General features: G+C 73.2%; 3 protein-coding genes and 1 pseudogene. 2 read left to right on the top strand and 2 right to left on the bottom strand.

What is annotated here, in order from left to right; all coding sequences use genetic code 11:
- Window positions 1–737, bottom strand: a pseudogene (locus tag ABT381_RS35565) (hypothetical protein); the annotation flags it as partial.
- Window positions 738–755: 18 nt separating this feature from the next.
- Window positions 756–1,337 carry a TerD family protein gene (locus ABT381_RS35560; protein ID WP_351602198.1) on the bottom strand — a complete coding sequence of 194 codons (582 nt, stop codon included), beginning with the start codon at window positions 1,335–1,337 and terminating at the stop codon, window positions 756–758.
- 180 nt (window positions 1,338–1,517) lie between these two features.
- Between ABT381_RS35560 and ABT381_RS35555 the strand changes: the two genes are divergently transcribed.
- Window positions 1,518–2,165, top strand: a complete 648-nt coding sequence (locus ABT381_RS35555; RefSeq protein ID WP_351602195.1) for an RDD family protein — start codon at window positions 1,518–1,520, stop codon at window positions 2,163–2,165.
- A gap of 209 nt (window positions 2,166–2,374) precedes the next feature.
- On the top strand, window positions 2,375–2,871 hold a 497-nt coding region (locus ABT381_RS35550; protein ID WP_351602192.1), incomplete at its 3' end, for a ribonuclease H family protein.

The raw sequence follows: 2,871 nt of genomic DNA, 5'->3' as shown, positions 1-2,871 counted from the left end.
GCCCGCGCCGTGTCGGCCTCGCGCAGCGGCGCCAGGGCGCGCGCGAACCGCTCGGCCCACGGCGCGGAGACCGCGTCCACCGTCGCGACCGTGCCGTTCGCCCCCGCGCCGTACGGTCCCGCGCCGTTCTGCGGGACGCCGTTGACGGCGATGCCGCCGGCCGGGGTCAGCGGAGCGGCGGGCTGGACGACGCGCAGCGCCGTGGCCACGTCGCCGCTGAGCACCGCCACCGCGCCGCACTCCCCGAAGGCCGGGGACGCGGCACGGGCCGCTTCGTACGTCGCCGTGAGCGGATACGCGGGCGAGGCGGCCGGGGTCTCGGCCAGCGCGAGCACATGGATGCCGGCCGACGGGCCGCCCGCCGCCAGCCGGGCCACGGTCTCCCGCAGCCCGGACGTGCCGGGGTCGCCGTCGGCGATCACGAGGGTGTACGGGCCGTGGTGCCGGGCCGCGGCGGCGGCCACCGCCGACCGGTCGGCGCTCGCCCAGCCGGGGCCGAGCGGCCCGTCGTCCAGGCGGCGCACCAGCTCGGCCGTGCGCGCCGCCGCCTGGTCCTTGTCGTACGCCAGCAGCAGCCGGCAGTCCTGGCCGTGCGCCGGGCGCACGTGCGGCAGCCAGCCGAGCCAGGACCACTCCTCCAGGCGCTGCGCCGTGTCGCGCGCGCGGTCGGCGGCGAGCAGCACGATCTCCAGGGTGCCGGGCGCGTGCAGCGCCGCGTGGCGGGCGGGGGCCGGCCGCGGCCCCCGCCGGGTCTGTCAGAGCAGGCGGCTGATGGTGGGCATCAGGTCCTGGAAGGTGCGGCCCGTGGCCGGTTCGCCGAGGGCGGCCATCTTCCAGGCGGTGCCGGAGCGGTAGACCTTGGCCATGATCTGGGCGGTGTGCCGGCCGCCGCCGGTGAGGGTGTAGCGGGCCAGTTCCTCGCCGGTGCTCTCGTCGATGAGCCGGCAGTATGCGTTCTGCACTTCTTCGAAGGTCTGGCCGGTGAAGGAGTTCACCGTGAAGATGATCTGGTCGACGTTGGCGGGGACGCGCCGGAGGTCGACCGCGATGGATTCGTCGTCACCCTGGCCCGTACCGCCGACGAGGTTGTCCCCGCTGTGCTGCACGGAACCGTCGTTGCTGGTCAGGTGCTGGAAGAAGACGACGTCCACGCCCTGGCCCGCGGCGAAGAGCACCGCCGAGGCGTCCAGATCGATCTCCCGGGTGCCGGCCAGCTTGGCGAAAAAGCCCTTGCGCTGGGCGGCCTGCCAGCCCAGACCCATGCGCACCACGCTGAGCGTGCCGCCGTCGGACTTGCTCAGGCTGATCTGCTGACCCTTGTTCAGGTTCACGGACATACGGAGAAGCCTCGCTCGTGTCGGGGCCCGGCGGTAGGTGAAGCCAGGTCGGAATCTTCGGTATCTACAGCAGTGTAGAGATCCGAACGGCGGCGTCCCGGCGCGCAAGGCCGCGGCCGCGCCAGGCGGGCCGGGCTACCCTTCAGGGCCCACCGTCAATACGTATGAGGAGTGTTCGCAGTGAGCCACCCCGGGCCGCCGCCGCAGCAGCCGTACGGCTACCCGCCCCAGCAGCCGCCGACTCAGCAGCAGGCGTACGGATATCCGCCCCAGCAGCAGGCGTACGGGTATCCGCCCCAGCAGCAGCCGTACGGGGCCCCCTACCCGCCGCCCCAGCAAGCCGGGTTTCCGTACGCGCCGCAGCATCCTCCGTATGCCGGCTGGTTGCAGCGTGCGGGCGCGTTCCTGCTCGACATTCTGATCAACTTCGGGCCGGTGTGGGCGCTGGTGGGCATCGGGACCTCCATCGACGAGCGCTCGGGCGAAAGCGGCGAGGTCTTCGCGACCATCGTGTCCTGGGTCGGCATCCTGGCGATGATCGTGGCCGTGGTCCTGCAGCTGCGGAGCGAGGGCCGGACCGGGCAGACCGTGGGCAAGAAGGTCCTCGGTATCCGGGCCATCCGCGAGCGTGATGGCCAGATGCTCGGCGTCGGGCTGGCGCTCGGCCGCCGGCTGCTCCAGTTCCTCAACAACGTGGTGTTCGGGCTCGGTTGGTGGTGGGCCATCTGGGACGTCAGGAGCCAGACGTTCGCCGACAAGATCACCAGTGTGGTCGTCGTCCGCGCCGACGCCGCACCGGCGCCTGGGCCCGCCGGCCCCTGGCAATAGCCCGCCTGCGGACGCTCGCCGTCCGCTGGTCGTGCTCGGGCGCAGGCGGCCGTGGCATGTCCCCCATTGGCTCCCCATTGGTCCCCCATGGTTCGTGCGCGGCTTCGCGTTATGAGTTCTCTCACCCTCTGGGTCCCGCCCCGGCCGGATGCCGGGCTCCGGTGGGCGCCGTGGCATTCGGGGGTCGGGCGGGCTGGGATGATCGGGGTATGGCTGAACGTGTGATCGCCGCGTGTGACGGGGCGTCGAAGGGAAATCCCGGCCCGGCCGGCTGGGGCTGGGTCATCGCCGACGAGGCGGGCCGGCCCGCGCGCTGGGAGGCGGGTCCGCTGGGTACGGCGACCAACAATGTCGCCGAACTCACCGCGCTGGAACGGCTGTTGACGGCGGTCGACGCCGACGTGCCGCTGGAGGTCCGGATGGACTCCCAGTACGCGATGAAGGCGGTCACGACCTGGCTGCCCGGCTGGAAGCGCAAGGGCTGGAAGACGGCCGCCGGCAAGCCGGTCGCCAACCAGGAGCTCGTCGTCCGCATCGACGCGCTGCTCGCGGGCCGCTCCGTGGAGTTCCAGTACGTGCCCGCGCACCAGGTGGACGGCGACCCGCTCAACGACTTCGCCGACCGCGCGGCCAGCCAGGCCGCCACCGCGCAGGAGGCCGCGGGCAGCGAGTACGGCTCCCCGGCCCCGCCCGCGTCGGCACCGGC

The organism is Streptomyces sp. NPDC000151, assembly GCF_040301705.1.
In the GTDB taxonomy this organism is placed as follows: Bacteria; Actinomycetota; Actinomycetes; order Streptomycetales; family Streptomycetaceae; genus Streptomyces.
Note: the sequence above shows the minus strand (reverse complement) of the source record. Positions and strands in the feature narration are given on the sequence as shown.

Bases quoted from the DNA above. Each gene is read 5' to 3' on its own strand.
- ABT381_RS35560 (WP_351602198.1), bottom strand. From the start codon at position 1,337: ATGTCCGTGAACCTGAACAAGGGTCAGCAGATCAGCCTGAGCAAGTCC.